2 protein-coding genes are annotated in these 3,016 nt (G+C 65.0%); both read right to left on the minus strand.

The annotated features are described in order from the left end of the window. A partial coding sequence (locus EOA27_RS29715) for a hydantoinase B/oxoprolinase family protein (RefSeq protein ID WP_145970609.1) occupies positions 1–1,449 on the minus strand: 1,449 nt, incomplete at its 3' end. A 27-nt stretch (positions 1,450–1,476) separates the two neighbouring features. Next, positions 1,477–3,016 (minus strand): hydantoinase/oxoprolinase family protein (locus tag EOA27_RS29720; RefSeq protein ID WP_145970610.1); only part of this gene is annotated, 1,540 nt, incomplete at its 5' end.

Below are 3,016 nucleotides of genomic sequence, written 5' to 3' on the forward strand. Positions count from 1 at the left end.
GACGATCGTCATGTCGTGGTCGAGCGGATAGAAGACGCCGCCGGTCGCCGGCGCGCCCTCGAACTCGCCGAACCCCTGTGATCCGGGCAGCACGCCGCGGCGCTCGATGACGATCGGATACATCGACTCGTCCACCTCAACAGAGTCGAGTTGGATGAGGCCGGCATTGGCCGGGCCGCAATAGGTCAGCCAGCCGTCGAAGCCGTGGCGGGCGCCGCCGCCGGCATAGCCGACGAAGACCTGGTTGACATAGGACTTGCCGTGCTTGAACGGATCCTCGCCCGAGATGACGCCAACGCCGGCCGGCAGGTGCGAGCCGCTCTCGGCCTGGCCGTAAGGCGCGCCCATGCGCGAGAAGACGCAATTGCCGGCGATCATCAGCCGGTCGTTGACATTGGTGGTCGCGACCGAGGTGCCGACCGGATATTTCGGCTTGCCGACGATGCTTCCCTCGCGCAGCAGCACCCTGATCTGCGACTTAGCGCCCTCATTGTGCGGGATGCTCTCGTCGAGATTGTTGAAGACGCCGATACGACAGGAGCCGGTGGCGGTGTTTTCCGATAGGTTGAGGCCGCCCGGCACGTTGTCGATATTGTCGCGCACGTCGACGACGATCTCGCCCTTTTCCGGATCGACATTGATCGTCACCTTGACCGGAATGCCTTCGTCGGCGACGCCCGGCACCGGGTCATGGCGCGTCTCGTAGCTGTAGCTGCCGGCCGGCAGCTTGGCGATCGCCGCCTTGGCGCAGCGCGCGCCGTAATCGAACCAGTCCTCGACGAAGCCGAGGATCGTGTCGCGGCCGTAGCGCGCGAACAATTCGCCGATGCGGCGCTCGCCGGTGCGGCAGGCGCCGATCTGCGCGCGAACGTCGCCCAGCCACATGTCGGGCACGCGGTTGCGCATCGTGCCGATGCGCAGGATGTCCTTCTTCTCCTCGTATTTCTGCGCGACGCGCACGCAGGGGAAATGCATGCCTTCCTCGAAGATGTTCTTGGCGAAAGGCAGATAGGTCGACGGCACCGGCGCGCCGGTGTCGGCATGGTGCGACAGCGCCACCACCCAAAACAGCGGCTCGCCCTCGAAGAACACCGGCATCGCCATGATCAGGTCGGCATGGTGCGTGCCGCCGGTATAGGGGCAGTTGTTGAGGAAGATGTCGCCCTGCGTGATGTCGTCGAACAGGTCGGTCAGCGGCCGCGTCGCCATGTCCATCGACATGACATGGATCGGCAGCGCGTCCTCGACAGACACCAGCCTGTGATCGTAGGTCAGGATGGCGCAGGAGAAGTCGCGGGCGTTCTTGATCACCGCCGAGCGGCTGGCGCGCATGACGACCAGCGTCATCTCGCGCACGATCGCCTCGAAGCGGCTTTTCAGCACCGACATCAGGAAGGGGTCGACCCGGCGTTCAGCGACGTCGAGCTCGAGCCTGTTGATGGAATCCATGGGTCGTTCTCTCACGTGATTGTTGAACTAGGCGATGTTGACGACGAGATTGCCGTAGCGGTCGATCTGCCCTTGATGCTGGTCCTTGAGGTAGGCGGTGAAGGTCTCGGCCTCGACCAGGCAAGGGCCGGCAAGCTGCGCGCCGGCGCGCAGTTGCGCCAGTTCGTAGACCGGCACCGTTTCGACACGACCGCTCTCCTGCTGGTAGATGCCGCGCCTGGCCTTCAGGTCGATGGGGCCATTCTGATCGGGCAGCGTGTTCTTCTGCCAGATGTCCTGGCCCGAGCGCTTGCCGATGGCGCGCAGCTTCCACGCCGTGAACTCGACGACGTCATTGTCGGCGCGGATCGAATAGATGCGCTCATGCATCTTGTGGAAGGCTTCGACCAGCGTGGGTAGGTCGCTCTCTGACACCGCGCCGTCCTTGACCTCGAACGGCACTTCGATCTCGAAGGACTGGTATTCGTAGCGGCCAAGGAAGGAGAATTCGAACTGGCGGTTCTCCGGCGCGACGCCGGCCTCGGCGAGGAAGTTGTCGCCGGCCTGCTTCAGCCGCTTCAGCGCGTCGTTGACGCCGGCGACGTTGAAGTCGGCATCGGAGGTGAGCAGCACCGCGCTCTCTTCCGAGCGGATGTCGGAGATCAGGCCACCGAAGGCGCTGAGCCCGGCCATGAAGCGCGGCACCATGTAGCGCTTCAAGCCGAGGATATCGGCCATCTCGGCGATGTGGATGGCGGTGGCGCCGCCGCCGCACACGAAGAACGAGTCGCGTGGATTGATGCCCTCGCGCACGGTGATCTCCTCGATCGCCGCCACCATATTGTGGTTGCTGGTCGTGTAGATCGCGTAGGCCGCTTCCTGGCGCGTTACGCCGAGCCGCGTCGCGATCTTGTCGACCGCCGCCTCCGCCAGCTCACGCTTCAGCTGCATCTTGCCGCCGAGGAAGTAATCCGGATCGACGATGCCGAGCACGACATTGGCGTCCGTCACCGTCGGCTCGGTGCCGCCCTGGCCATAGCAGGCAGGACCCGGCCGGGCACCGGCGCTGCGCGGGCCGACCTGCAGCAGGCCGCCTTCGTCGACGAAGGCGATCGAGCCGCCTCCGGCGCCGACCGAGCGCACATCGACCTTGGGGATGCCGAGCGAATCGTCATGGATCATGCTGTCCGGCGTGACGATGATCTGGTGGTCGCGCAGCGCCGAGACGTCGAAGGTGGTGCCGCCCATGTCGCCGACGATGATGTCGGGCTCGTCGGACAGCGCCAGCGCCGCCATCGGCGCCAGCGTCGGGCCGGACATGACGCTGTAGATCGGCTTCCGGATCATGTCGGCCAAAGGCATCATGCCGCCGACGCAATTGGCAAGCAGCAGCTCACCCTCGAAACCTTCCTCGTCGAGCGCCGTCCTCAGCTTCTCGATATAGGTGCGCACGATCGGGTTGATCGAGGCGTCGATCGCGGCCGCGATGATGCGCTTGTATTCGCGCGGCATCGGGTTGATCTCGTGGCTGAGCGTCACTGGGATGCCCGGCAGCTCCTTCTCCAGGATCTCGCGCACAGCAAGCTCA

This window comes from Mesorhizobium sp. M2A.F.Ca.ET.037.01.1.1, assembly GCF_003998075.1.
In the GTDB taxonomy this organism is placed as follows: Bacteria; Pseudomonadota; Alphaproteobacteria; order Rhizobiales; family Rhizobiaceae; genus Mesorhizobium.